Below are 23,059 nucleotides of genomic sequence, written 5' to 3'. Positions count from 1 at the left end.
GGGCAGGGATATGACGCTGGTGCACATGCTATAATGACGTTATGCCAAAAAAAGTGGACCATGATGAACGCCGTAATCATCTGGCGGAGGCGGCTTGGCGGATCATCCGGCGTGATGGTCTGGAAGCTGTATCCGTGCGGAATGTTGCCAAGGAGGCAGGCATGTCGCTGGGATCGCTGCGGCATTATTTTGCCAGCCAATCCGAGCTGCTTGCCTTCTCCATGAGACTGGTGAGTGAACGAAGTTATCAGAGAGTTGAGGTCTTTCAATACTCGGGGAATCCCCGGGAGGATGTGGAGAGGCTGATTCATGAATTAATGCCCATTGATGAAGAGAGGAGAGCGGAAGCGGAGGTCTGGTTGGCTTTTGTCGGACGGGCAGCAGCGGACCCCGCCATACAGGCGCTGAAACAGGAAGTACATAACGGGCTGTATAGCGGCTTCTGCCAGATGATGGAGTACCTGGATGCCGTGAATCTGTTAAGACAGGACCTGGATCTGGACCGGGAAATTAAGACGCTGCATGCATTAGTAGACGGATTGGTCGTCCATAGTGTAATCTATCCCGAAATGGTAACACCGGAAGATATGATTATGCTCATTTCCAGTCATTTCGACAAGCTGATGGCTTAAGTACCCGGTCAAACGCGGATGAATTTCCAAAAAAGATTGAACCTGTGATTCTTCTATTAACAGGTTCAATCTTTTTTAAATTTCGGAATCGGCAGCCCGCCGCTGCTACGGCCGGTTCGGCACAAAGGACTTGATCCACGTCCCGAAGCTTCCGGGATTGCGGGTTTGTACCAGAACGACGCCTTCGCCGCGGAACCGGCAGACCAGGGCTTCCCCGCTGGTTAAGCTGTTCAGCCAGCCGGAGGCTGCCTTTTCCACTTTATACTCCATATAATCCGGCCAGGCCACGAGGTGACCGTTATCAATGATCATTTCCTCGCCAGGGCCGAGGTTAATGGCGTGAATGGCTCCGAAGGAGGAGAGGAAGACGGTACCTTTGCCGCTGATTTCTACAATGAAGAAGCCTTCGCCGGAGAATAAACCGCGGGTCAGATTCTGCATTTTGGTGTTTACTTGAATGCCGTGGGTTCCAGCCAGGAAACCATCCTTCTGCACCATCAGCTTGTACGAGCCGTCCAGCTCAATGGCTTGAATATCCCCAATTGCCCCTGGTGAGAGCAGCACTTCACTCTGTCCGCGGGTGGCGGTCAGCTCCTGGAAGAAGAATTTCTCCCCGCTCAGCATCCGGCCGAGGCCCCGCATGAGACCGCCGTCTACCGTTCCTCTCAGCTCCACATTCGGCGACATGGCGACCATCGCCCCCATCTCCGCCTTCACACTTTCTCCTGACTCCAGGACTACCTTCAGCATGGCAAAAGCGCCGTCATACAGCACATCGTATTTCATTGATTTCTCCTCCTGATTCTGCCTATTCAATTCCGGGTATGATGCATGACATTCTTGTACCAGATGCATGTACCTTGCCCATCAAGAATACTGTAACAAGCTGCTCCGCTGCAAGCCGGGGACAAGGCCGCGTAAGCTCGCCATAGGGTAATCGACTATTATAGTTAATTATACCGGGCAGTAGTGTGGTGATTATGTTAATATTAAAATAACAGTACCGCATGTACTGAATAAGATTATGGCAAGGAGTGTTACCGCATATGGCACGTACACGCACGCAAAAAGCTCTGCTGAAGGCAGGACGCTCCGGCACCTGGTGTGCCGAAAGAAACCGCAGGATGAATCAGGATTACGGCACCATCTCCCAGCATGTACGAATGACACCCGGCAAGCGCCAGCAATTGAATAAAGTTAAACACAAGGAGCGGATCTATAATGATGGCGCTCCTTTTGCATGCCTCCTGGTCTCCTGACCTTACGCCTGCGCCCTGCTATGGATACGGTACTGCTTGGGTGACATTCCGAACCGGCTGCGGAAGACACGGTGGAAGTACGTATAATTGGCAAACCCGCAAGTTTCAGAGACATGCTCCAGCGGCATCGGACTGAAGGTGATCTTCTCCCTCGCCATATCCAGCCGGACGTCATTTACATATTTTACAATCGTAGTGCCGAACGCCTCTTTGAACAGATGAACCGCGCGGGAGACGGAAATATCGACATGGCCGGCCACATCCTCCAGACGGAAGGCGTACGCGGCATGCTCCTCGACATATTGCTTCATCCGGTAAGCAAGATAGGCCTTGGGTGAAATTGCCGGCTGCTCGGACATTAGCCTGTCAATTTCCATACATAGAATCTGCAGATAACACGCGGAGATATCCGGTGAAGAATCCGATAAACGGCGCTGCTCCAGTACAAGCTGGCGGAACAGGCCAAGAATATGATCGCTGAGCGGCAGACGGAGTACGGCCGGACGATGCTTGCGTCCCCACCATTCTTCAATCCAGGGACCGCTGCAGAAAATATGATAGTCGCCGCTCTCAATCCGCGGCTTGCCGACAGGGTAGACTTCCTTGTCGATACTTAAATAGTAGGGATCAGTCGGTGCGAACAGCATCAGATTGCCGCTCTCGACAGTAGTGATGACTCCGCCTTCCATCGTCCGGCTGCGTCCTTCGGTCTGGAGGCGCAGCAGATAATACTGGACGCCTTCGCTGCGGGACATATGAAACGGCTTGCGGTGGAAGGAGAATCCGGCGGATAGGATGTGGCAGGCTGCGTTAGGTGTCATGAGTCCTCCTGGTTGTTAAATGATAAGCAGATTGTTCATGTTTTAATCATATTATTCATTTTATTATATACGCTTTCATATTACCATGTACCTAAGCAAAAAAACATACAAATGATGTGGGGGAGGCTGTATTGCGGCTCTGATCGCTACATAGGCAAACACTGGACGCAGCGGATGGCAGATAGACAGCTATATTCCATCCTATGTTTACAGCCCGTTTGTTCAGGTGGAATGCCTGGCATAGGTGCGGGCAAAGGGCGGTGGCGGCAAGATCAGTCTGACTCTCGGATCAAACTTAGGAGTGAGAGCAATAATGTTGAAGGTAGGACTTCAGCTGTATACGCTGAGAGACGAACTGGAACAGGATTTCGAAGGGACAATACGCAAGGTTGCCGAACTGGGCTATAGCGGTGTGGAATTCTTCCACTATTTCGGCCGGACGGCCGGGCAGGTGAAGGCACTGCTTGAGGAAACAGGACTCGCTGCTCTCGGAGCACATCGCCCGTATGATGTTATGCTGAACAATACGGAACAGGAAATCAGCTTCAATCTGGAGATTGGCAACCGTAATCTGATCGTGCCTTTTCTGACGGAAGAACAGCGCAATTGGCCTGAAGTGGCTAAGAACCTGCAACTGATCGGCGACAAATGCCGGGCAGGCGGGGCGGTTCTTTCTTATCATAATCATGATTTTGAATTTACTGAGAAGGTGGGCGGCCTTACTGCTTTTGACTATCTGTTCGAACAGGTGCCTGCTGAACAGCTTCAAGTGGAAATGGATACATGCTGGGTGTATTTTGGCGGATATGATCCGGTAGAATACATCAATAAATACGCAGGACGGCTGCCGATCATCCACCTCAAGGACCTGAAGAAACGCGAAGACGGATCTCCGGAGACTGTTGTACTGGGTGAAGGCGAAGTCAATCTGGCTGCTATCATTGAAGCGGCTGCTGCGGCTGGTGTGGAATGGGCAGTGGTTGAACAGGATTATTGCAGCCGTTCACCGCTTGCCAGTGTAGCTGACAGTTTGAATTGGATCAAATCATATGGTAATCAAGGAGGAAATATTCATGTCTAACAAACTCAAAATTGCTATTATCGGTTGCGGTGGTATCGCAAACGGCAAACATATGCCAAGTCTTTCCCGTCAGGCGGATGCCGAAATGGTGGCATTCTGTGACATCGTAGAAGAACGTGCCCAAGAGGCTGCCAAGACTTATGGCGCTGAAGGCGCTGCTGTCTTCACTGATTTCCGTGAGATGCTGGCCGCTGGCGGATTCGACATCGTGCATGTATGCACACCAAACGACAGCCACTCCGAGATCACTGTGGCCGCCCTCGAAGCCGGCAATCACGTGCTGTGCGAGAAGCCGATGGCAAAGACCACTGCGCAGGCGAAGGAGATGCTGGATGCCGCCAAGCGTACAGGAAAGAAATTGTCCATTGCCTATCAGAACCGTTTCCGCGCAGACAGCGATTATCTGAAGGGGCTGTGCGAGAGCGGTGAACTCGGCGATATCTATTACGGTAAGGCTATTGCGCTTCGCCGCCGTGCCGTGCCGACTTGGGGCGTATTCCTGGATGAAGAGAAGCAGGGCGGCGGACCGCTGATCGATATCGGTACACATGCACTGGATCTGACGCTCTGGCTGATGGATAACTACAAACCGCGTATGGTTGTAGGCTCCACCTTCCATAAGCTGGGCCAGAAGAAGAATGCGGCGAATGCCTTCGGTCCATGGGATCCGGAACAATTCAAGGTTGAAGATTCCGCATTCGGCTTCATTACAATGGAGAACGGTGCTACAATTGTGCTTGAAGCCAGCTGGGCGCTGAATGTGTCAGAATTTGGTGAAGCCAAGACAATGCTCGCCGGCACGGAGGGCGGAGCAGACATGAAGGACGGCCTGCGTCTGAACGGCGAACGTGCCGGACGCCTGTACGAAACCAAGGTTGATCTTGGATCAGGCGGAGTAGCGTTCTACTCCGGTGCTGCTGAGACTGAAGCTGACCGTGAAGCGCGTCTGTGGCTGGAAGCGGTAAGAGAAGATAAAGATCCGGTTGTATTGCCGGAGCAGGCTTTTGTTGTTACCCAGATCCTTGAAGCAGTGTATGAATCAGCACGTACCGGACGGGCCGTTTATTTTGACGGAAGTTCTGACAACTAAGAGCACCTCCGGTTCACGCGACTATTAGAGAAAACAGGAGTGGAATCCATGAGTTCAATCAAACATACTGTAGTTATCGTTGGTTACGGCGGAATGGGAAGCTATCACACGCAATTAATCAAAGAAAGTGACCGCGTGATAGTGAGCGGAGCCTTCGATCTGCTGGAAGACCGGCGCGCTCTGGCTGCCGAAGCAGGTTACACCGCTTATTCCAGCTATGAGGAAGTACTGGCAGATCCGGAGGTGGACATTATTCTGATCGCTACACCGAATGATGTCCACAAGGACATTGCTGTTCGTGCATTTCAGGCGGGTAAGCATGTGGTCTGTGAGAAGCCGGTGGCCATGTCTTCGGCCGAATTTACCGAGATGCAGGCAGCGGCAGATGCGGCCGGACGTGTGCTGATGGTACACCAGAACAGACGCTGGGATGAGGATTTCCGCGTAATCAAGGAGATGTATGAGAAGGAGACGATTGGATCACTCTTCCAGCTTGAGTCCCGGGTGCATGGTGCTAACGGAATTCCCGGCGACTGGCGTCATGTGAAGGCGCAGGGCGGAGGGATGTTGCTGGACTGGGGCGTTCATCTGCTGGATCAGCTGCTGTTCATGATTGACAGCAAAGTCACAAGCGTCAGCAGCAGTCTGAGCTTTATTCTCGGCAATGATGTAGATGACGGTTTCGAGGCCAGCCTGCAGTTTGAGAACGGGATCAAGGCTATCGTTGAGGTCGGAACCACCAACTTCATCACGCTGCCAAGATGGTATGTGAAGGGGCTTGAGGGGACAGCTATTATTGAGGACTGGTCTCTGAGAGGAAGAATGATCACCCGTAACCACGCATCTGAGAAAATAGAACCGACACCGATCCGTGCAGGTGTTGGCTTGACCAAGACGATGGCTCCGCCTTCAGAAGGCTCGACAATTACCGAAGACCTGCCGGCGGCGTCTGAGCTGTCCTCCAGCTTCTATGACAATCTGGCTGCAGTAATCGAAGGAACAGCAGAACCGATTGTCAAGAACGCTGAGGTGCTGCGTGTGCTTGTTCTGATTGAAGCCATCTTTGAAGCGGCAGAGAAGAATGAGACCATTAAGAATTTCGATATCTACGGAGCATAACAAGATACGAGAAGAGATCAGGGAGAGGTGGCAACATCAATGAAACTTGGAGTATTTATGGTATTGTTCGGCGGCCGCAAGCTGGAGGAAGCACTGGATTATGTGGCATCCAAAGGTCTGAAGGCCGTTGAGATCGGCACCGGAGGTTACCCCGGTAACAGCCATTGCGATCCGAAGCTGCTGCTTGAGAATGAAGCAGCGCTTAAGGAATTCAAGCATGCAGTAGAATCCCGCGGTCTGATGATCAGTGCGCTTAGCTGCCACGGCAATCCGCTGCATCCGCAGAAGGAGCTGGCAGCCAAGGACCATGAGGATTTCGTGAACACGGTTAAGCTGGCACAGAAGCTGGGTGTTAAGGTTGTGAATACCTTCTCCGGCTGTCCCGGCGATCATGAAGGCGCGAAATATCCGAACTGGCCGGTTGCGCCATGGCCGAATGATTACCAGGAGATTCTGACCTGGCAGTGGGAGAACAAAGTGATCCCTTATTGGACGGAGCAGGCTGCTTTTGCAATTGAGCATGATGTGAAGATTGGCCTTGAACTGCACGGAGGATTCTCGGTGCATACGCCAGCTACGCTGCTGAGACTAAGAGAAGCTGCAGGGGAAGCCATTGGCGCGAACCTGGACCCGAGCCATATGTGGTGGCAGGGGATTGATCCGGTGCAGGCGATTCATATTCTGGGCCGTGAAGGTGCAATTCATCACTTCCATGCGAAGGATACAGTGATCGATCCGGTTAATGTCAACAAGCATGGTCTGACCGATATGCAGTCCTATACGAATATGCTTGACCGCGCGTGGCAGTTCCGTTCCGTAGGCTACGGACATGATGTCAAGGTGTGGGCGGACATGATGAGCGCGCTCCGCCTTGTAGGATACGACTATGTGGTCAGCATTGAACACGAAGACGGCCTGATGTCCATTGAGGAAGGGTTCTCCAAGGCTGTAGACAATCTCCGCCAGGTACTCATTGAAGAGCCTCTTTCCGAGATGTGGTGGGTTTAACGTGGTGGAGAGCTTCACCAAGGTCAAGCTGAATGACCAGCAGCTGAGTCTTTTGACAGCAAGCGCCTTCGGTGCAGATTCAGCAGTTGTCGGCAGCAAAGAGCTGACCGGAGGTTTCTTTAATACAGGATATGATCTGGAGCTAAGCGATGGACGGTCGGTCATCCTTAAGGTTGCTCCAGGGCCGGAGACAGCGGTGCTCAGCTATGAGAAGGATATTATGCGTGCTGAGGTGGAAGCTCTCCGCCTGGTCCGTGCCGCAGGCGGAATTCCTGTGCCTGAAGTCTACAGTTATGATGAGAGCCTGCAGCTGATTCCATGCCCCTATTTCTTCATGGAGAAAGTAGCAGGCGAACCTTACAGTGATGTGAAGGAGAGCCTGTCCGCTGAGCAAAGAGCTTCTATTGAGTACGAGCTCGGACGGTATCAGCGGCTGATCAATGAAATCAAAGGGTCGGCCTTCGGTCTGTTCAGCGGGGGTGCTGCTAGTGCCGGAGCATCCTGGCGGGAGACCTTCAGAACGATGATGGGGAATGTTCTCCAGGATGCCCGGAGACTGAATGCAGTGTTACCTGTATCTGAAGCTGAGATTGAGCAGGCGCTGGAGCGTTATCTGCCTGCGCTGGATGAGGTGACACAGCCGCGTCTTGTTCACTGGGATTTATGGAACGGCAACATTTTTGTGCAGGATGGCGTGATCGTATCCATTATTGACTGGGAGCGGGCGCTTTGGGGTGATGTGCTTCAGGAGTATTATTTCCGGCATTTCGAGAACTCGGAAGCGTTTTTTGAGGGTTATGGGACAGCACTCAACAGTCCGAATGAAGTGCTGCGGAAGCGGTTGTACGACCTGTATCTGGATCTTATTATGGTTATTGAGTGTTATTCGCGCCAATATAAGGATGAGAATCATGTGAACTGGACGCGTGATAATCTGGCGGAGACCTGGAAGCTGTTCTCGGCTGCAGAATAAGCTTAAGTCCTAAAGAATACAACGGTTTCTTGCATAAACGTGTCTGGTGCGAAAGCGTGCACAGGAAGCGGTGACGTTAATACACACACAGGAGGCCGGTTCTCTTATGAGAATCCGGCCTCCTGCATTTGTATTTCCGGAGATACTCCGGTTAGCCGCAGTACCTGTTACGGACAGGTACGACAGGATCAATATCGGCTTCATAATCGACGCCTTCGGCCTCAAATCCGAACAGCTGGAAGAATTCGCGTCTGTAGCCTTGCAGGTCGGTACATTCATAGACATTCTCCGTGCTTAGCTTGGGCCAGATGCGGTCCACTTCTGTCTGCACTGCGGGGCTCATCTCATGATCATCAATCCGGATGCGCCCTTGTCCGTCTACCGGAGTCCCTTCCGGGTTGTACAGGAAACCGGTATACAGCCGGTATGCTTGTTCGATGCAGCCTTCATGCAGTCCCTGTTCTTTCATAACCTTGTAGAGAACGGAGATGTAGAGCGGAACTACAGGGATCGCCGAGCTGGACTGGGTGACCAGGCCCTTGCTGACTGCTATATAAGCGCGGCCTCCGCCTGGTGATAATTGGGCATTCAGTTCTAAGGCTGTGGCTTCCAGATGATCCTTAGCCCGGCCGATGGTGCCGTCGCGGTAGACGGCCTGTGTAAGCTCCGAACCTATATAGGAGAAGGCGAAAGTGACCGCATCTGCCGCCAGAGCACCGGAATTCCGGAGCGCTTCAATCCAGAGCTGCCAGTCTTCTCCGCCCATCACATGAACCGTGTCATCGATTTCAGCTTCGGTGGCAGGTTCAATCTGTACAGTGCTTAGTTCTCCGGTATGGAAATTGACCGTTGTATTGATATAGGTGCTGCCGATCGGCTTCAATACAGAATGATGTACTGCTCCGGTCTGCGGGTCTGTTCTGCGTGCCGAGGCTACGCTGTAGATGACAAGATCAACCTGTCCGAGCTCACTGCGGATCAACTCTATGGTCCGTTCTTTCGTTTCTGCGGTAAAAGCGTCACCGCATACGCTGTAGGAGCGCAGGCCGGCCGTATAGGCCATTTCCTCAAAAGCTGCGGAATTATACCAGCCTGCGGAGGCCGTCCGCGTCTCGCTGGCTGTGCTGGGTCTGTATACACCTACAGTTGCTGCTCCTGCACCGAAGGCTGCTGCAATCCTGACTGCAAGTCCATACCCGGTTGAAGCCCCGATAACGAGTACATTGCGGGGGCCGGTAAATCTACCCTGATTTTGTACATAGTTCACTTGCTGCTGTACCTGATGTGCACAGCCTGCGGGGTGGGCAGTCGTACAGATGAAACCGCGCGTTCTGGGTTTTATGATCATTATAATATTTACCTCGCTTTCATCGATGGTTGCAGGGATTGTAGAATGGAGAGGATCTGCCTGATTCAGAGTGAGTATTTTCTCATGGTGAACCTCTCAGGGGATCGTTATAATGAAGTGAAGAAACATCTGAGCTGCCAGATCAAGCTGTATGATTGCTATATTGATCTAATTTACTTCATTGAATGTTATTCCCGCAAGTAAGACAGGGACGACGGCCAACTGGAAGGGGCCAGTGGCAATTTGCTTGAGGTTGAGGCATGGGGGAACAAACAATCGTCCAGCTATATCAGCGTCGCCCTCTCCGTCGTTGCGGAAGCGCCTGGCGCCTATGATGGCATGCCACCAGGAATTTTGCTATGGATGTGCTCTTCGTGTATATTCTGATAGTGGGGGTAACCTTCACACATTTGGCACAAGTATTGTTCTAAGCTGTATCCCCCGGGTGTAGTGACAGCCGTGCTCGTAGCATTGCCGCACGCTATAAATGCTTTTAACCGCCTGCAGTATGAGAATATTGTCAGCGAAGCTAACATAGGGTGGTCGGTGCTGCTCATGCTGATCCTGACACCACTGCTTGTATGGGGCTTGATGTAGTACGGGACAAGACATAACCGCACCTGAGAATGATGATTTGTTACGGTGACGTTTTCAGAAAAATCTTGACGTGACCCCCTAGTGATAGATAAAATAATATTATTGCGTGTTTTTTGACTACTGAGAATTATTATCATAATTTGAAAAGAAGCAGAGAGGGTGACAGGATGGAGCGCCTTTTAGAGGTAAAAGACCTAGCTATATCATTCAGAACACGCGGAGGAGAAGTCCAAGCAATCCGTGGTGTCAGCTTTCATGTAAATAAAGGGGAGACTCTGGCGATTGTAGGTGAATCCGGTTCCGGTAAGAGCGTAACCTCACAAGCAGTCATGAAGCTGGTTCCTCAGCCTGCGGGCGAATATAAGCGTGGACAGATTCTGTTCGATGGACAAGATCTGATCGGCAAGAATGAGAAGCAAATGCAAAAAATCCGCGGCAAGGAAATCGGAATGATCTTCCAGGATCCGATGACCTCGCTGAATCCGATGATGAAGGTCGGCAGACAGATTACCGAAGTTTTGTTCAAGCATGAGAAAATTTCTAAGGATGCTGCCTACAAACGCGGCATTGAGCTGCTTAATCTGGTGGGAATTCCTTCTCCTGAACGCCGTTTCCAGCAGTACCCGCATGAGTTCAGCGGCGGGATGCGTCAACGTGTCGTAATCGCTATGGCTCTTGCCGCTAACCCTAAGCTTCTGATTGCCGATGAGCCGACAACCGCGCTCGATGTAACCATTCAGGCCCAGATTCTGGATCTGATGAAGGACCTGCAGAAGAAGATTGATACAGCGATCATTTTCATCACCCATGACCTTGGGGTTGTGGCGAGAATGGCTGACCGCGTAGCAGTTATGTATGCCGGACAAATTGTGGAAATGGGTACAGCGGAAGAGATCTTCTATGACCCGAGACACCCGTATACTTGGGGCTTGCTGGCTTCCATGCCAAGTCTTGAGAGCAAGGGATCTCTGCTGACAGCGATTCCTGGCACACCTCCAGATCTGATTAAGCCGCCTAAGGGTGATGCCTTCGCACTGCGGAGCACATATGCTATGGCGATTGACATGGAGAAAGAACCGCCAATGTACAAGGTTTCCGATACTCATCTTGTGAAGTCCTGGCTGATGCATCCGATGGCACCCGCGGTAGAACCGCCGGCTGTCGTGAAGAAGCAGCGCCGCGTCTTGAGCAACACCTATCCGGAGCCGGTTCTAGTGCAGAACAGCAGCGAGTATTAAGAACAGGGCTATAGCACATACTATTAAGATTAGCGTCAGGCCGATTGCGGCTTGGCGCTTTTTTGCCTTTCAGGACCACACCTAGAACATGCATGACGGGTTTTCCAGACTTTATAGTTTAAATAAACCTAAAACAATATTAATAAGTATAAATAAAAATCTTGACTATTTGGTCTGTGCGCAGCAAAATGTAAGGGTATACATAAGGGGGGTTATAACTTGATAACAAGAACGCTAACCGCTTTGATATCCTTAGCTTTGCTGTCTGCCTGCAGCGGCGGGAATGCTGTAAGCACACCTGAGTTTGAGAATGTATCGGTACACGATCCATCCGTGATCAAGGCTGACGATGCTTATTATGTGTTTGGTTCGCATTTGGCATCGGCCAAATCTAAAGATCTGATGTCGTGGACTCAGGTTTCCTCCGGGGTAACGGATGGCAACGTGCTTATCCCCAATGTAACGGAGGAACTCAGTGAGACTCTCAACTGGGCACAATCGGACACCCTGTGGGCGCCTGATGTCATTCAGCTGGCGGACGGGAAATACTATATGTATTACGATGCCTGCCGGGGAGATTCACCGTTGTCAGCACTTGGCATCGCAGTCGCTGACAAGATCGATGGTGCTTATAAGAATAAGGGAATTATTCTTAAGTCGGGAATGGCCGGCATCGGGGATGACGGTGAGGTCTATGATGCCACAGAGAAGCCGAATGTAGTAGACCCTGATGTGTTTTTTGATAAGGAAGGCAAGCTGTGGATGGTCTATGGCTCGTATTCCGGAGGCATCTTCATTCTGGAACTGGACCCGGCTACGGGATTTCCGCTGGCAGACCAAGGGTATGGGAAGAAGCTGCTGGGGTCGAATCATGCCCGGATAGAAGGGCCTTATATGCTGTACAGTCCGGAGACGGATTACTACTACTTGTTCCTGTCTTACGGAGGGCTAGATGCGAATGGCGGCTATAATATCCGTGTTGCCCGCTCCGAGCAACCGGATGGACCGTTTGAGGATTCTGAAGGCAAAGCTATGATTGACGCGCAGGGGACACCTGGTGTTCTGTTTGATGATCCGGCGTATGCCCCTTACGGGGTGAAGCTGATGGGGAATTATGAGTTCCTGAATACAGATCAGGAACTCTCAGCCAGCGGTGCAGGGTATGTCTCTCCCGGACATAACTCGGCATATTACGATGAGAAGAGCGGGCAGTATTATCTAATATTTCATACCCGGTTCCCGTATCTTGGCGAGCAGCATGAAGTGCGGGTGCACCAGATGTTCCTGAACGAAGCGGGCTGGCCGGTAGTGGCGCCCCACCGCTACAGCGGGGAGAAGATCGGCAAGTATTCCGGTAAGGATGTGGCCGGCGAGTACAAATATATCAATCACGGCAAAGATATTTCCGCTGAGATTGTAGAGTCGCAGCTTCTTAAGCTGAACACAGACGGGACGATAAGCGGTACAGTAACAGGCACATGGAGCCTGGGTGATGAGCATAATGCAAAGCTGACTATAGACGGGACGGAGTATAGCGGCGTGTTCCTGCGTGAATGGAATGAAGCAACCGCCAGCAACGTAATGACATTCACGGCATTGTCGGCGGAAGGCATCTCAGTCTGGGGAAGCCATGTATCCCCGCAGAACAAGTGAATTTATCCCGGTCAAGGCTATTGTAAGCAGAAATATAAAGTAAAGGGATCACCTGTTATACGAAACAGCGGCAGCAAAGGACGAACTATAGTCCCTGGCTGCCGCTGTTTTTTATTCTAGAGAACTTTTTTGTTCCCAATTGCCAATTGAACGATAATCTGAAGCACGATGATGCCAGCCAAACCATAGAATGCTTGTACGAAGCTGCCCGTAGCATCGTAGTACCAGCCCATGGCCAGCGGCCCAAGCGCTCCGAGAATATAACCGCCGGATTGAGTCATTGCAGACCAGCTACTGGCTTCCTGGGCGTTGCTTGTTTCATCAATGGGCAACATTAATGCAATCGGGAACAGTCCGCCCGCACCAATACCGAGCGGGACCGCTGCGAGCCAAGGGCTAACGGATAGGTTCAGCATCAGGACACCGGTCAACTCCATTAACGCACACCCGACAAGCCAGAATACACGTCTTTGGTAGCGGTGTACAAGCATGGGAATGAACAACGTAGCGGGCAGCGATATCAATGTGAATAAGGTTTGGATGTTTCCGGCCGTCTCCTGGCTGTAACCCTGGCTTTGGATGGCTGGTGCGAGCCAGGCGGTTAAGGAATAGAAGATCGCTGCCATCAGCCCGAAGAATAGGGTCAGCACCCAGGCACGCCTGTTTTTCACCGGAAGAGGTGCATGAAGTACACTCTTATTTATACCGGATTGTCGGTCTGTGTGCGCAGACCAGGCTAACCGCAACCAGACAGGCAATGCAACGGCTGCGGGGAATGCCCATACAGCCAGTGAACTCCTCCATGATCCCCCCAGCAGATGCTGAAGCGGAACCGATAGTCCCACACTAATGCTCGCCCCCGCCACCATCGCTGAAGAGTAGATCCCTACCATGGCTGCCACCCGGTCAGGGAAATGCTGTTTAATGAAGCTGGACAACAGCGGTCCTGCCAATGCAATCCCTACACCCGACAGAAAAGAAGTGAACATTATCAATGGAGTAGTACCCACAAACCAGCGTAATCCCGTACCCAGCCCGATGAGGATTAGAGCCAGAACAATGGCCCCTTCATTTCCCCACCTTCTGCTTAATCTAACGGAGAACGGAGCAAATAGGCCCATGCACAATACCGGAAGTGTGGTTAAGAGACTGGCGGTAATCCCGCTTATACCCAGATCATTTTGTATGGTGCTCATTAGAGGAGAAATGGATGTAATAGGCGGCCGTAAATTCAGTGAAGCCAGGATAAGCGCCAAGACGATGTAAAAAAGTTTCATTCTGAATCTCCTCATGGTAGTAGTATTGTGGCTTTCACCCGTGAGCATGAGCCCGTGACAGAGCATTGGGGGATGCACGGTTAAGTATAGAATCATTAGAATGATTGAACAATACTATTGTTTCTATTAAAATGATTACTAAAACCAATGATTGGAGGTGGCTGATATGGAGATTCGTCAGATGGAAAACTTCATTGCGGTGTGCGAGGCGCTTCATTTCACACGGGCAGCTGAGAAGCTTGGCATATCCCAACCTACCCTGAGTCAACAAATACGTGCGCTGGAGGATGAACTCGGCGTTCCCTTATTCGACCGGGTCGGCAAAAGGATTGTGATGACACAGGCAGGAAATCTGTTTCTGGAGCACTGTGTACAGATGATCCGTCATTTACAGAATACCAGGGATGCATTAGCTGAATTCCGCAATGATCAGCGGGGCCGACTGGTAATCGGTGTTCTCCCTTCCGATCTGGACTACCGGATTACTCCTTTGCTGGCAGATTTTCATACCCGGTTCCCGAAGGTGCAGCTGAAGGTTGTCTCTTCGGTCTTCGTCTTGAATCAAGTGCTGGAGAATGAAGTAGACATCGGCATCGACGTCTCGTCTGCTCCTGATGACCGGCTTATACGCATTTCTTTGTGCAGTGAAGAATATGTGCTCGTCGTTTCCGAGAATCATGATTGGGCGAAGCGAAGTTCAATTGGTATCCGGGAGCTGCGTGATATCCAAACGGTGATGTTCCCCGAAGGATTTACAGGCCGAGAACTGGTGGATAACTATTGCCGTAAATATGGCTTCAGCTTAAATACGATCATGGAGATCAGTTCGGCCACTTCCATTATTAGCCTGGTAAAAGCCAATGTCGGAGGAACCCTGCTGCCGTATCCTCTGATCCAAGCGATGAATGAACCGACACTGCGCTGCATCCGAATTACAGATGATCCGCCATACCGTCACTTTGAGATCATTCACCGGTCAGACCGGTTTCTGACTCAATCGGCCAAGGCATTTATTGAGAAAACTATTGCGTATTTCAATTGATTTATATGCAGATCTTGATAGGGTAACTTCTTATAAAATCATGCCTATAATACAACATTTCTCTGATCCTGCCGAACACCAGGCTACTAATCGGTCAGAGTTGCAGAACGTACAACATTTAGGTCTAGAGTGCTTCCTAAAAGACTCCATTCTCCCAGTAACGAATCCAATGTCAGATATTGTCGCCTGTGTTCCAGTCCCGCTGCGTGACCGGTAACTTGTATGACAAACAGCGGGTCTCCATCCGGAGATCCGCTGCTCAGGTAGCAACATTCTATTCCCACACCACTGAATACCGTAAGCTTACCTTGACTTACTCCTCATACCTGCGCAGTACGATGACCGCATTATGTCCGCCGAAGCCAAAGGAATTGGAGATCCCGATCTTCAGATCCGCCTGACGGGCATGGTTAGGAACATAATCCAGGTCGCACAATTCGTCAGGCTGCTCCAGATTGATTGTCGGCGGAATCAGGCCCTCCTGCATGCTTTTAAGCAGAGCGATCGCTTCCAGGCCGCCAGCGGCTCCGAGTGCATGTCCGGTCATAGATTTGTTCGCTGTAACCGGAATCCGGTAGGCGTCATCGCCGAACAGCTTCTTGATTGCCATGGTCTCAGAACGGTCTCCGACGATCGTACTGGTCGCGTGGGCACTAATTACATCCACCTCCGCCGGAGTGATTCCGGCCTCTCTCAGCGCCAGCTTCATCGCCTGGTAGGCACCTATGCCTTCAGGATGAGTGGCTACCATGTGATAAGCATCAGAGCTGGCACCATAACCGGTTACTTCGCCATAGATTACAGCATTTCTCTGCAAGGCATGGGAGAGCGACTCCAGAATCACAATTGCGCCGCCTTCCCCGATAACAAAGCCGTCACGGCTCTGGTCAAAAGGCCGGCTGGCCTTCTGCGGCTCCTCATTGCGGGTGGATAGGGCGGTTGCATTGCCGAAGCTGGCCAGGGCAATTTCGGTCACCGCCGCTTCGGCACCCCCGGCGATGATCACATCGGCTCCGCCGTAACGGATCAGGCGGAAGGCCTCGCCGATGGCCGTGTTACCAATCGAGCAGGCAGTGACCGGCGAGAGGGTCGGCCCTAAGGCTCCAAGCTTAATGCTGATCATTGCTGCTGCCATATTGGAGATCAGCATCGGGATCAGGGTTGGACTTACCCGCTCCGGGCCACGCGAGCGCAGCAGATCACCCTGCTCCATCAGGGTCTGGATGCCGCCTACTCCGGAGCCTACATAGACACCGAGCCGTTCGCGGTCAATCCTGTCCAGCTGCAGGCCGGAATGGGCCCAGGCCTCCTCGGCGGCGGCAAGTGCGAACTGGCTGAACCGGTCCATGCGCCGCGCTTCCTTGCGGCCGAATATGGCGTCAGGATCGAACTCTTGTACAGAGCCGGCAATTCTGGTCTTAAAATGTGCAGTATCAAAAGTAGTAATCGGAGTGATCCCCGATTCACCAGCAGCCAAGCGGCTCCAGAACTGTTCGACGGTATTGCCAAGCGGCGAAATTACGCCCATCCCTGTGATCACTACGCGTTCCATACGATAATCCTCCTGTTCAAGCTTCTTTATAGATCTATTTTTCCATTTAACTTATCCTATTACAAGTTGTAGTTTATACTAGTATAATTACTACCACACTAATAGGCAGACCAACCGGAAGGCAGGGAGATTCAATGTCCAATCAGAACAGGCTGCAAGCATTATCCGATTTCCTGAAATCCAGACGTGCGGCCATCTCGCCGGCAGCGGCAGGACTGCCGGAAGGATCGCGCAGAAGAACGCCGGGGCTAAGACGCGAAGAGGTGGCACAGCTGGCCGGAGTCAGCAATACCTGGTACACGTGGCTTGAGCAGGGGCGTGACATCAAAGTATCTCCATCCGTTCTGGATTGTATTGCCGCAGCACTGCGGCTGACCAAGGATGAGCGGAGTTACTTATTTGCCCTGGCCCTGGATAACGGGCCGGGAAGTATGATTTATCCTCAAGAGGAGAGCTCAGTGATTCATCCGTCCCTGCAGAAGATCCTGCAGGAGCTGAAGAGCTGTCCGACAATTATCTCGGACCGGCACTGCGGTATTGTCGGCTGGAATGAGGCGGCCGCACATGTGTTTCTCGATTTCGCCAAGCTGCCGCCGGAGCAGCGCAACATGATCTCCCTGCTATTTGTACGCAAGGAATTCAGACGGCTGGCCGTGAACTGGGAGCAGTTTGTCCGAGGGTACCTGTCGATTTTCCGCGCCTATTACGGACAATATCTGGAGGACCGCTGGTATGATGATTTCATTATGGAGATGAAAGATCAGCATCCGGAGTTCCATCAGCTATGGGAGGAGAGCCGGGTAAGCTCCGCTCCGGACGTAGTACTGGAGTTCCGGCATGCCAAAGCAGGAAAAATGCTGTTCCATTTAACCTCACTTCAGGTGCAGGGCAGCACCGATCTGCGATGCAGCATCTACACCCCCGCCGGAGATTCCAATACCGAATCCAAGCTGAAGCAGCTGATGGAGCCTGAATCATAGGGTGATAGATATTATTTATGGAATCATAAAAAACTATAAATATACAATATCAATTTTGACGTTTATACTCCTTATATGATGAATTAATTCCTGCGGGATCGTAAAAGGAGCAAAGGTCAATGGCTAAAGTAACCGGATTGGAAGGCGTAGTTGCCGGAGAAACTGAAATTGGATTGGTTGATGGGGAGAAAGGACATTTGGTATACCGCGGATATTGGGCCAAAGAGCTTGCGGTAAGCAAAAGTTACGAGGAAGTGGCTTATTTGCTCTGGAACGGGCGTCTGCCGGATGCAGAGGAACTGGCGCTGCTCAAGGCACAGATGGCAGAGGAAAGAGTTATTCCAGAATATCTTTGCAAAATGTTGGATCTGTTTCCGGCGTCGGTACCGCTTATGCTGGTGCTGCAGAGTGCAGTTGCCGCGCTAGGCGATAAAGAGAATACGACCTGGCCGCCAACGCTGAAGCAAGCGGTACGGCTGACAGCCGTTCTACCGGCGATCATCGCATACAGAGCCCGCAGCCTGCAGGGCCTGGCACCGCTGGATTCGCTTCCTGAGCTTGGTCATGCTGCGAATTATCTGTATCTGCTGACAGGAAAGCTGCCGGAGGAAGCCCATGTCAAGGCGCTCAGCGCCTATCTGATTCTCTGTATGGAGCATGGCATGAATGCTTCGACTTTTGCCGGGCGGGTAGTGCTCTCGACTGAATCCGATATGTGCGCAGCGGTATGCGGAGCTATCGGGGCGATGAAAGGACCGCTGCATGGCGGTGCACCTTATGAAGTAATCTCAATGTTGGAGGATATCGGGACGGTAGAGCGGGCAGAGCCTTGGCTGCGCAATGCGCTGGATAACGGGACGAAGCTGATGGGCTTTGGACACCGCATCTATAAGACCAAGGACCCCCGTGCGGAAGCACTGCAGATTGCCACGCTGGAGATGATCGGCAAGGATGCATCCTTTGACCTTGCTCTGCATGTAGAAGCCACTGCAATTGCACTGCTGGAGGAATACAAACCGGGCCGGCGGCTGTTCACTAACGTCGAGTTTTATGCCGCAGCCATTCTGAAGGCGCTGCAGCTCTCACCGGAGATATTTACTCCAACGTTTACGGCTGGTAGAATTGTCGGCTGGACGGCCCATATACTGGAGCAAGCGGCCAATAACCGGATTTTCCGCCCGCAATCTACGTATATCGGACCGATGCCTGAATCAGAGGTTGTGTCATAGCAGCACAAAAACATCCCCGGTCGTTAAACAGCCGGAGATGTTGAACAAGGGAATGTTAATGAGAGAGTATGAGGGGGATACCTTGTACTGATTGTAAAACCCCTTGAAATCCTTGGTGTATAAGGGTTAAGAGGGGTTTATTATTTAGAAAAATCACATAAAAATCACAGTAGCTTAAATTATTTCAATTTCAGCAAGTCGCCGTACTGTATATTTACCTTATTTGCATCATCTTGCTTCATCTTGTTTGTGACATGTAAATAAATCCTTGTTGTTGTCTTTGCATCATCGTGTCCAACCCGTTTCATGATATTAGCGATATCTACTCCAGCCTCTGCAAGCATGCTGATATGGGTATGACGGAAGATGTGAGGTGTAGCATGCTTGGTGATGTTTGTATATTTTAAGATCCGATCCATGCGCTTTAGTACATTAGTAGGGTTATACGGATATCCGTTAGGTCGGGAGAATATAAAGTTTTTGGTATGATGATCGTCATAATGTGCTCTGTATTTCTCATGGATCCCCGTTTGTTGTTCCTGGTACGATTGGAGCAAATTTATAATAGCAATATCTAAGTTGAGCGACCGTATGGATCCTGTTGTCTTAGGTGGTGTTAAATCATAGTCTTTCATACCGCCGGGACTATAAAGTGTCTTGGTCACTCGCATCATTGTGGTGTCAAAATTAATATCTGCCCACTTAAGAGCACATAGTTCCCCCGATCGTAAGCCAGTGAAAGCTAAGAGGTAGAAAGTCTCCATATCACGCTCGAGTCCATGATTCATTACTGCATTTAAAAAACTCTCAAGTTCGTGTCGCTCTAAATAAGACGCTTCTAAATCTTCATCTTCTATTTCCTCAACGGTCAACGCCTTTTCTTTGATGACCGCACCCTCAGTAGGATCGTCCTTTCTTAATCCTTCTTTGACGGCCCACTCAAATATCATTCCAGCAGCAGTATGCGTGGTCTTAATCGAATTTACTGCATAAGGCTTATTAATGTATTGACCAGGGTTCTCTTTGTCTTTGACTTGGTATCCGATGGTGGCCATCTTATCAAGAAATTCCTGGTATTGTTTTTTTGTTAGATTCGCAATAGGCATTTTTCCGATATTTTTATTGATAATTTTAATCGACTTATCCCTGATTGTTAGTGTGGCATCTTTATCAATTGTCTTAATATATTCTTTACGCCATTCTGCAGCAGCCTCAGTAATGGTGACCTTTTTTGCCTTCTTGACGTTTATTCCTCCGGCCAACCGGTCATATTCTTCTTGGCAGGCCTTTTTCACCTCGGCAATTGTATCCCGCACACGGGGGATTTGTGTGCGTTCATTGGTCACTGGATCAGGCGGCCCCTCAATAACAAGTCGCCACTTATACCCCTGCTTATTATTGGCAGGGATTTTCTTTGGAGTTGGGGTGGGTGATCGCTTTTTCCCTTGGGCGTCTTCTGTAATCATATTTCCGTCTGAATCTGGTGAGCCCTTTTTCTTGTCGGCCATGGTGTCGCCCCCTAAACCTTTTATGAATTTTTAATTTTCTTTTCTAATTTCTTCTCCAGCTTAGCCAATCTCCCTGGATAACCGCCCTTCGTTTTATCATCAAGCTCATACTGAATAGCAGCGTAACAGATATCAATTGCCTCAGGCAGCTGGTTTCTATTTTCATAATGTAAGATCAAGGTTTTGAAAGAAGGAAGGAAGGGAAGAAAACCATAGGTTGGATTCCGAGAATGCCATTCATCACGGAATTTCGGAAACAACTCTATATCTTTCAGACACACAGCGACAAGCTTCTCGGCTGCATCCGGTTGGATAAGGTGCATTGTATAAAGCTTGATAAAGTTGTTGTATGAGAAATGGAGTTCATAGGGCTTGTCCTGGACTAACTTCAGATGGTCTAAAAAATGGTCTTCAGTTGCCCTATAGTTGAGCCACAGGTTAATTAGATCAGACATCATGCCACCTCCATGTGACTGTAATATTTTATGTAATGCCGTATGTAGAACTTTGTCGTAAAATAATCTAAACCCATCCAGAAATCGGCAGAGGAGATACATATGATTAGACGAATGAAGAGGCTGCAGCTTGAAAAGAAAGATAAATTTGAATGCAAAGATGTTGATCTTAAAGATGTGAACTATATAGATAAGTGGCAGCGTACGGGAAATTCACATTCTGAACTTGCTTATCATACGAGCAACGGTTCATATCAAGATTTAGACATTCTGTCTGAGGCAGCTGTGGCATATAAGGATCATGGCTTCGTGTTAATAGGAAGGACAGCCTTGGTGCAGGAATGTAAAATAGATCTGATTATTTCGATTGAACACAATGGATCCATAATCAAATTCAAAGATGGCAGCGAATTGTATGTGCTTAAGCAAATCTAGGTGTGAAAGTCAACCCCTTCAATGGTGTTTAGGGGTATCTTTCGTTCGTCCTTTTTCGACAGCGTTTTCCATCTAGATTTGATAATCTATGTATTACAGCTAGTAGATTTCGTGATTGTGAGGTGATCGAGAGAATCAATAGGTACTGATATACATGTACTTGTTCCTTAAGAGCAGCTGAGCTACTCTGCTATCGCCATTCCCAGACAAACAGATCATCTTGTAAACAGTCAAGGTGGTAAGCAATCAATGCTGCGCGCTGAATACTCATGCTCGTGTATCCTGAGCGGAGATTGATGTAATCAGACATTTGTTGCTTACTAATGCCTATCTTATCTGCTAACCATTGCTGGTTGATCTTAATCTGACTCGTCGACGACTCCATCTTGCGGCGCCGGACAAGCAACTCGGGAATGCGACAGCGCACGGGAACAAGTTCCATCGCACTGCCCACCTAACTATTATACTATTTTTCTGGAACATTTACGAACGTAGGTTCGTATGTTAATATGATAAAATAATCCACCTTTGAAATGGATGGTGCAATATGAACAATAGAGAATGCCTGATCACTAAGATCATTGCGGCTACTGATGAAGAAATTAAAGAACTTATGATGTTATTCAAAGAATATGAAATTGAACAAAAAGAGAGTTGTGAAGAGACTTAATCTTTATCAGGAATAACTCTGTTCACTATTATTGTAAGATCCGGCAAGACTTCATCAGATGCGCGCATGATTTTATCAATAAGGTATTTTCTGTTCTCATCAATTTCTCTCGATGCTTGATTGTTTTTCTTCTTAGGATCATCCGTCTTTCCATATAGCCAATCCACTGATACTTCATAAAGGTCCGACAACAAATTAATTGAACCGATATCAGGTTCACTAACCTCGTTTTCATATCCACTTAAAGTCTTATTATGGATGCCAGTCTTCTTTTGTACTTCAACCTGTGTGTAACCCTTCTTCTTTCTTGCTTTTCTTAATCTATCCGATACAACTGACAAATTTACTCACCTCCTTGACTTCAATAATTATAACTAAATTCCTAGTAACAAAGAATTAACTCTTAGAAATATAGAATTTAAGCTTGACGTATTAGAAACTAAGAGTTATATTGTGAGTACGAAATCTTAATATCTAAGAGGAAGGGGCGTAGACAATGGAAATAAATCAACGTATTCGTGAATTCATAAAGACAAATGGGCTAAAGTTTACTTACGTGGCTAAGGAATCCAACATTGATATGAAGAAGTTTTCTCGTATGATGACCGGAAAACAAAAAATTGATACTGATGAATATGAAACAATTTGTTCATCATTAAGAGTGAATCCAGGTTATTTTTTTGATCAAAAACTCTTAGAAAATAAGAATTTTGAAAACGCCAAAGAGGTGATCTAAATGCCAGTTGTCGTAATTGAAACCGATGACCTTGAACGTTGGATCAGAGAAACGGTCGCAGCATCAGTACAAACTGTAACTACTCAAGAGCTTCCGCCATTCTTACGCCGGGAAGAATTCATGAATTTGCTGGGAATTGGCGAATCGAAAACAGCCGAACTCTTTAATCGTCCCGACTTCCCCGTTATCAGAGATTTTGGTCATCCTCGGGTAGTCACGCATCTGCTGATGCAATGGGCTGAGAAGCAAGTCGGTTGGATCAATGAGAACGCTGGTAAAGAATTTAAGGCAAGACGCAATCATGCTACTGGATAAAGAAAACCCGCCGAGCTGTACCGGCAGCGGCGGGCAGGGAA

Annotated in this window: 26 protein-coding genes; 17 read left to right on the top strand and 9 right to left on the bottom strand. The window is 49.6% G+C overall.

The genetic code is table 11. The features are described from left to right. Window positions 1-41 precede the first annotated feature (41 nt). Window positions 42-632, top strand: coding sequence for a TetR/AcrR family transcriptional regulator (locus MKX70_RS24400; RefSeq protein WP_042136757.1), 591 nt, complete (start codon window positions 42-44; stop codon window positions 630-632). A 105-nt stretch (window positions 633-737) separates the two neighbouring features. Here MKX70_RS24400 and MKX70_RS24395 read toward each other — a convergent pair whose 3' ends face one another. After that, the gene (locus MKX70_RS24395) at window positions 738-1,418 is read right to left on the bottom strand and encodes a TIGR00266 family protein (RefSeq protein WP_042235978.1); all 681 of its coding nucleotides are present in this window, start codon (window positions 1,416-1,418) and stop codon (window positions 738-740) included. A gap of 260 nt (window positions 1,419-1,678) precedes the next feature. On the opposite strand from MKX70_RS24395, the gene MKX70_RS24390 reads away from it, so the two are divergent. Further along, window positions 1,679-1,891: a hypothetical protein gene (locus tag MKX70_RS24390; protein WP_340787056.1), complete on the top strand. Its 213-nt coding sequence runs from the start codon at window positions 1,679-1,681 to the stop codon at window positions 1,889-1,891. 2 nt (window positions 1,892-1,893) lie between these two features. On the opposite strand, the gene MKX70_RS24385 is transcribed toward MKX70_RS24390, so the two are convergent. Next, the gene (locus MKX70_RS24385; RefSeq protein WP_039303582.1) at window positions 1,894-2,712 is read right to left on the bottom strand and encodes a helix-turn-helix domain-containing protein; all 819 of its coding nucleotides are present in this window, start codon (window positions 2,710-2,712) and stop codon (window positions 1,894-1,896) included. 313 nt (window positions 2,713-3,025) lie between these two features. Here MKX70_RS24385 and MKX70_RS24380 point away from each other — a divergent pair, with 313 nt between their 5' ends. The 5 genes from MKX70_RS24380 to MKX70_RS24360 are packed head-to-tail and all read left to right on the top strand — an operon-like array spanning window position 3,026 to window position 7,983. Continuing rightward, window positions 3,026-3,793 (top strand): sugar phosphate isomerase/epimerase family protein, encoded by a 768-nt coding sequence (locus MKX70_RS24380; RefSeq protein ID WP_042235983.1) that lies wholly within the window; start codon window positions 3,026-3,028, stop codon window positions 3,791-3,793. Further along, a complete protein-coding gene (locus MKX70_RS24375) occupies window positions 3,786-4,883 on the top strand; it encodes a Gfo/Idh/MocA family protein (RefSeq protein WP_340787048.1) in 1,098 nt (365 codons plus the stop codon). The genes MKX70_RS24380 and MKX70_RS24375 overlap by 8 nt, the downstream gene beginning before the upstream one ends. A gap of 48 nt (window positions 4,884-4,931) precedes the next feature. Beyond that, the gene (locus MKX70_RS24370; protein ID WP_042235988.1) at window positions 4,932-6,002 is read left to right on the top strand and encodes a Gfo/Idh/MocA family protein; all 1,071 of its coding nucleotides are present in this window, start codon (window positions 4,932-4,934) and stop codon (window positions 6,000-6,002) included. Between the two features lie 39 nt (window positions 6,003-6,041). Beyond that, on the top strand, window positions 6,042-7,010 hold the full coding sequence (locus MKX70_RS24365) for a sugar phosphate isomerase/epimerase family protein (protein ID WP_042235990.1): 969 nt from the start codon (window positions 6,042-6,044) through the stop codon (window positions 7,008-7,010). 1 nt (window position 7,011) lies between these two features. Then, window positions 7,012-7,983, top strand: a complete 972-nt coding sequence (locus MKX70_RS24360) for a phosphotransferase family protein (protein WP_340841043.1) — start codon at window positions 7,012-7,014, stop codon at window positions 7,981-7,983. Window positions 7,984-8,134: 151 nt separating this feature from the next. Here MKX70_RS24360 and fabV read toward each other — a convergent pair whose 3' ends face one another. Next, a complete protein-coding gene (gene fabV, locus MKX70_RS24355; protein ID WP_042235992.1) occupies window positions 8,135-9,331 on the bottom strand; it encodes an enoyl-ACP reductase FabV in 1,197 nt (398 codons plus the stop codon). 459 nt (window positions 9,332-9,790) lie between these two features. Here fabV and MKX70_RS24350 point away from each other — a divergent pair, with 459 nt between their 5' ends. From MKX70_RS24350 to MKX70_RS24340, 3 genes are all read left to right on the top strand, one after another. Beyond that, window positions 9,791-9,928 (top strand): hypothetical protein, encoded by a 138-nt coding sequence (locus MKX70_RS24350; RefSeq protein ID WP_340787037.1) that lies wholly within the window; start codon window positions 9,791-9,793, stop codon window positions 9,926-9,928. 167 nt (window positions 9,929-10,095) lie between these two features. Continuing rightward, complete coding sequence (locus MKX70_RS24345) at window positions 10,096-11,166, top strand: ABC transporter ATP-binding protein (RefSeq protein ID WP_042235994.1); 1,071 nt, start codon at window positions 10,096-10,098, stop codon at window positions 11,164-11,166. 219 nt (window positions 11,167-11,385) lie between these two features. Continuing rightward, on the top strand, window positions 11,386-12,819 hold the full coding sequence (locus tag MKX70_RS24340) for a glycoside hydrolase family 43 protein (protein ID WP_445323676.1): 1,434 nt from the start codon (window positions 11,386-11,388) through the stop codon (window positions 12,817-12,819). A 116-nt stretch (window positions 12,820-12,935) separates the two neighbouring features. Here MKX70_RS24340 and MKX70_RS24335 read toward each other — a convergent pair whose 3' ends face one another. Next, window positions 12,936-14,096 carry an MFS transporter gene (locus MKX70_RS24335; RefSeq protein WP_340841042.1) on the bottom strand — a complete coding sequence of 387 codons (1,161 nt, stop codon included), beginning with the start codon at window positions 14,094-14,096 and terminating at the stop codon, window positions 12,936-12,938. Window positions 14,097-14,262: 166 nt separating this feature from the next. On the opposite strand from MKX70_RS24335, the gene MKX70_RS24330 reads away from it, so the two are divergent. After that, the gene (locus MKX70_RS24330) at window positions 14,263-15,138 is read left to right on the top strand and encodes a LysR family transcriptional regulator (RefSeq protein ID WP_340841041.1); all 876 of its coding nucleotides are present in this window, start codon (window positions 14,263-14,265) and stop codon (window positions 15,136-15,138) included. Window positions 15,139-15,451: 313 nt separating this feature from the next. Here the strand turns inward: MKX70_RS24330 and fabF are convergent, their stop codons facing one another. Continuing rightward, window positions 15,452-16,690 carry a beta-ketoacyl-ACP synthase II gene (fabF, locus tag MKX70_RS24325; protein ID WP_340841040.1) on the bottom strand — a complete coding sequence of 413 codons (1,239 nt, stop codon included), beginning with the start codon at window positions 16,688-16,690 and terminating at the stop codon, window positions 15,452-15,454. A 134-nt stretch (window positions 16,691-16,824) separates the two neighbouring features. Here fabF and MKX70_RS24320 point away from each other — a divergent pair, with 134 nt between their 5' ends. Both MKX70_RS24320 and MKX70_RS24315 read left to right on the top strand, forming a co-directional pair. Next, on the top strand, window positions 16,825-17,670 hold the full coding sequence (locus MKX70_RS24320; RefSeq protein ID WP_042236001.1) for a helix-turn-helix transcriptional regulator: 846 nt from the start codon (window positions 16,825-16,827) through the stop codon (window positions 17,668-17,670). 119 nt (window positions 17,671-17,789) lie between these two features. Continuing rightward, entirely contained in the window at window positions 17,790-18,899 is a 1,110-nt protein-coding gene (locus tag MKX70_RS24315; protein WP_042236002.1) for a citrate synthase/methylcitrate synthase, read from the top strand. Window positions 18,900-19,078: 179 nt separating this feature from the next. On the opposite strand, the gene MKX70_RS24310 is transcribed toward MKX70_RS24315, so the two are convergent. After that, entirely contained in the window at window positions 19,079-20,407 is a 1,329-nt protein-coding gene (locus MKX70_RS24310; RefSeq protein ID WP_340841039.1) for a tyrosine-type recombinase/integrase, read from the bottom strand. A gap of 20 nt (window positions 20,408-20,427) precedes the next feature. Then, window positions 20,428-20,865 (bottom strand): hypothetical protein, encoded by a 438-nt coding sequence (locus MKX70_RS24305; protein WP_340841038.1) that lies wholly within the window; start codon window positions 20,863-20,865, stop codon window positions 20,428-20,430. Window positions 20,866-20,964: 99 nt separating this feature from the next. Between MKX70_RS24305 and MKX70_RS24300 the strand changes: the two genes are divergently transcribed. Next, window positions 20,965-21,297, top strand: a complete 333-nt coding sequence (locus MKX70_RS24300) for a hypothetical protein (RefSeq protein ID WP_340841037.1) — start codon at window positions 20,965-20,967, stop codon at window positions 21,295-21,297. Window positions 21,298-21,487: 190 nt separating this feature from the next. On the opposite strand, the gene MKX70_RS24295 is transcribed toward MKX70_RS24300, so the two are convergent. Next, entirely contained in the window at window positions 21,488-21,739 is a 252-nt protein-coding gene (locus tag MKX70_RS24295) for a helix-turn-helix domain-containing protein (protein WP_340841036.1), read from the bottom strand. Window positions 21,740-21,844: 105 nt separating this feature from the next. Here MKX70_RS24295 and MKX70_RS24290 point away from each other — a divergent pair, with 105 nt between their 5' ends. After that, window positions 21,845-21,967 carry a hypothetical protein gene (locus tag MKX70_RS24290; protein WP_340841035.1) on the top strand — a complete coding sequence of 41 codons (123 nt, stop codon included), beginning with the start codon at window positions 21,845-21,847 and terminating at the stop codon, window positions 21,965-21,967. Here the strand turns inward: MKX70_RS24290 and MKX70_RS24285 are convergent. Beyond that, window positions 21,964-22,308 (bottom strand): helix-turn-helix domain-containing protein, encoded by a 345-nt coding sequence (locus MKX70_RS24285; RefSeq protein WP_042215867.1) that lies wholly within the window; start codon window positions 22,306-22,308, stop codon window positions 21,964-21,966. The genes MKX70_RS24290 and MKX70_RS24285 overlap by 4 nt on opposite strands. Window positions 22,309-22,463: 155 nt before the next feature. Here MKX70_RS24285 and MKX70_RS24280 point away from each other — a divergent pair, with 155 nt between their 5' ends. Next, window positions 22,464-22,703, top strand: coding sequence for a helix-turn-helix transcriptional regulator (locus tag MKX70_RS24280; RefSeq protein WP_340841034.1), 240 nt, complete (start codon window positions 22,464-22,466; stop codon window positions 22,701-22,703). Beyond that, entirely contained in the window at window positions 22,704-23,018 is a 315-nt protein-coding gene (locus MKX70_RS24275; protein WP_340841033.1) for a DNA-binding protein, read from the top strand. Window positions 23,019-23,059 lie beyond the last annotated feature (41 nt).

The sequence above is a fragment of the Paenibacillus sp. FSL R7-0312 genome (genome assembly GCF_038004445.1).
Lineage (GTDB): Bacteria > Bacillota > Bacilli > Paenibacillales > Paenibacillaceae > Paenibacillus_AQ.
Note: the sequence above shows the minus strand (reverse complement) of the source record. Positions and strands in the feature narration are given on the sequence as shown.

What these genes read in the sequence shown, in the direction of transcription:
- MKX70_RS24370 (WP_042235988.1), top strand. Translation starts at nt 4,932, where the DNA reads ATGAGTTCAATCAAACATACTGTAGTTATCGTTGGTTACGGCGGAATG.
- fabV (WP_042235992.1), bottom strand. Translation starts at nt 9,331, where the DNA reads ATGATCATAAAACCCAGAACGCGCGGTTTCATCTGTACGACTGCCCAC.
- MKX70_RS24345 (WP_042235994.1), top strand. Translation starts at nt 10,096, where the DNA reads ATGGAGCGCCTTTTAGAGGTAAAAGACCTAGCTATATCATTCAGAACA.
- MKX70_RS24310 (WP_340841039.1), bottom strand. Translation starts at nt 20,407, where the DNA reads ATGGCCGACAAGAAAAAGGGCTCACCAGATTCAGACGGAAATATGATT.
- MKX70_RS24390 (WP_340787056.1), top strand. Translation starts at nt 1,679, where the DNA reads ATGGCACGTACACGCACGCAAAAAGCTCTGCTGAAGGCAGGACGCTCC.
- MKX70_RS24395 (WP_042235978.1), bottom strand. Translation starts at nt 1,418, where the DNA reads ATGAAATACGATGTGCTGTATGACGGCGCTTTTGCCATGCTGAAGGTA.
- MKX70_RS24365 (WP_042235990.1), top strand. Translation starts at nt 6,042, where the DNA reads ATGAAACTTGGAGTATTTATGGTATTGTTCGGCGGCCGCAAGCTGGAG.
- MKX70_RS24330 (WP_340841041.1), top strand. Translation starts at nt 14,263, where the DNA reads ATGGAGATTCGTCAGATGGAAAACTTCATTGCGGTGTGCGAGGCGCTT.
- MKX70_RS24320 (WP_042236001.1), top strand. Translation starts at nt 16,825, where the DNA reads ATGTCCAATCAGAACAGGCTGCAAGCATTATCCGATTTCCTGAAATCC.
- MKX70_RS24335 (WP_340841042.1), bottom strand. Translation starts at nt 14,096, where the DNA reads ATGAAACTTTTTTACATCGTCTTGGCGCTTATCCTGGCTTCACTGAAT.
- MKX70_RS24295 (WP_340841036.1), bottom strand. Translation starts at nt 21,739, where the DNA reads ATGGAACTTGTTCCCGTGCGCTGTCGCATTCCCGAGTTGCTTGTCCGG.
- MKX70_RS24275 (WP_340841033.1), top strand. Translation starts at nt 22,704, where the DNA reads ATGCCAGTTGTCGTAATTGAAACCGATGACCTTGAACGTTGGATCAGA.
- MKX70_RS24400 (WP_042136757.1), top strand. Translation starts at nt 42, where the DNA reads ATGCCAAAAAAAGTGGACCATGATGAACGCCGTAATCATCTGGCGGAG.
- MKX70_RS24375 (WP_340787048.1), top strand. Translation starts at nt 3,786, where the DNA reads ATGTCTAACAAACTCAAAATTGCTATTATCGGTTGCGGTGGTATCGCA.
- MKX70_RS24300 (WP_340841037.1), top strand. Translation starts at nt 20,965, where the DNA reads ATGATTAGACGAATGAAGAGGCTGCAGCTTGAAAAGAAAGATAAATTT.
- MKX70_RS24385 (WP_039303582.1), bottom strand. Translation starts at nt 2,712, where the DNA reads ATGACACCTAACGCAGCCTGCCACATCCTATCCGCCGGATTCTCCTTC.
- MKX70_RS24315 (WP_042236002.1), top strand. Translation starts at nt 17,790, where the DNA reads ATGGCTAAAGTAACCGGATTGGAAGGCGTAGTTGCCGGAGAAACTGAA.
- fabF (WP_340841040.1), bottom strand. Translation starts at nt 16,690, where the DNA reads ATGGAACGCGTAGTGATCACAGGGATGGGCGTAATTTCGCCGCTTGGC.
- MKX70_RS24305 (WP_340841038.1), bottom strand. Translation starts at nt 20,865, where the DNA reads ATGATGTCTGATCTAATTAACCTGTGGCTCAACTATAGGGCAACTGAA.
- MKX70_RS24290 (WP_340841035.1), top strand. Translation starts at nt 21,845, where the DNA reads ATGAACAATAGAGAATGCCTGATCACTAAGATCATTGCGGCTACTGAT.
- MKX70_RS24280 (WP_340841034.1), top strand. Translation starts at nt 22,464, where the DNA reads ATGGAAATAAATCAACGTATTCGTGAATTCATAAAGACAAATGGGCTA.
- MKX70_RS24380 (WP_042235983.1), top strand. Translation starts at nt 3,026, where the DNA reads ATGTTGAAGGTAGGACTTCAGCTGTATACGCTGAGAGACGAACTGGAA.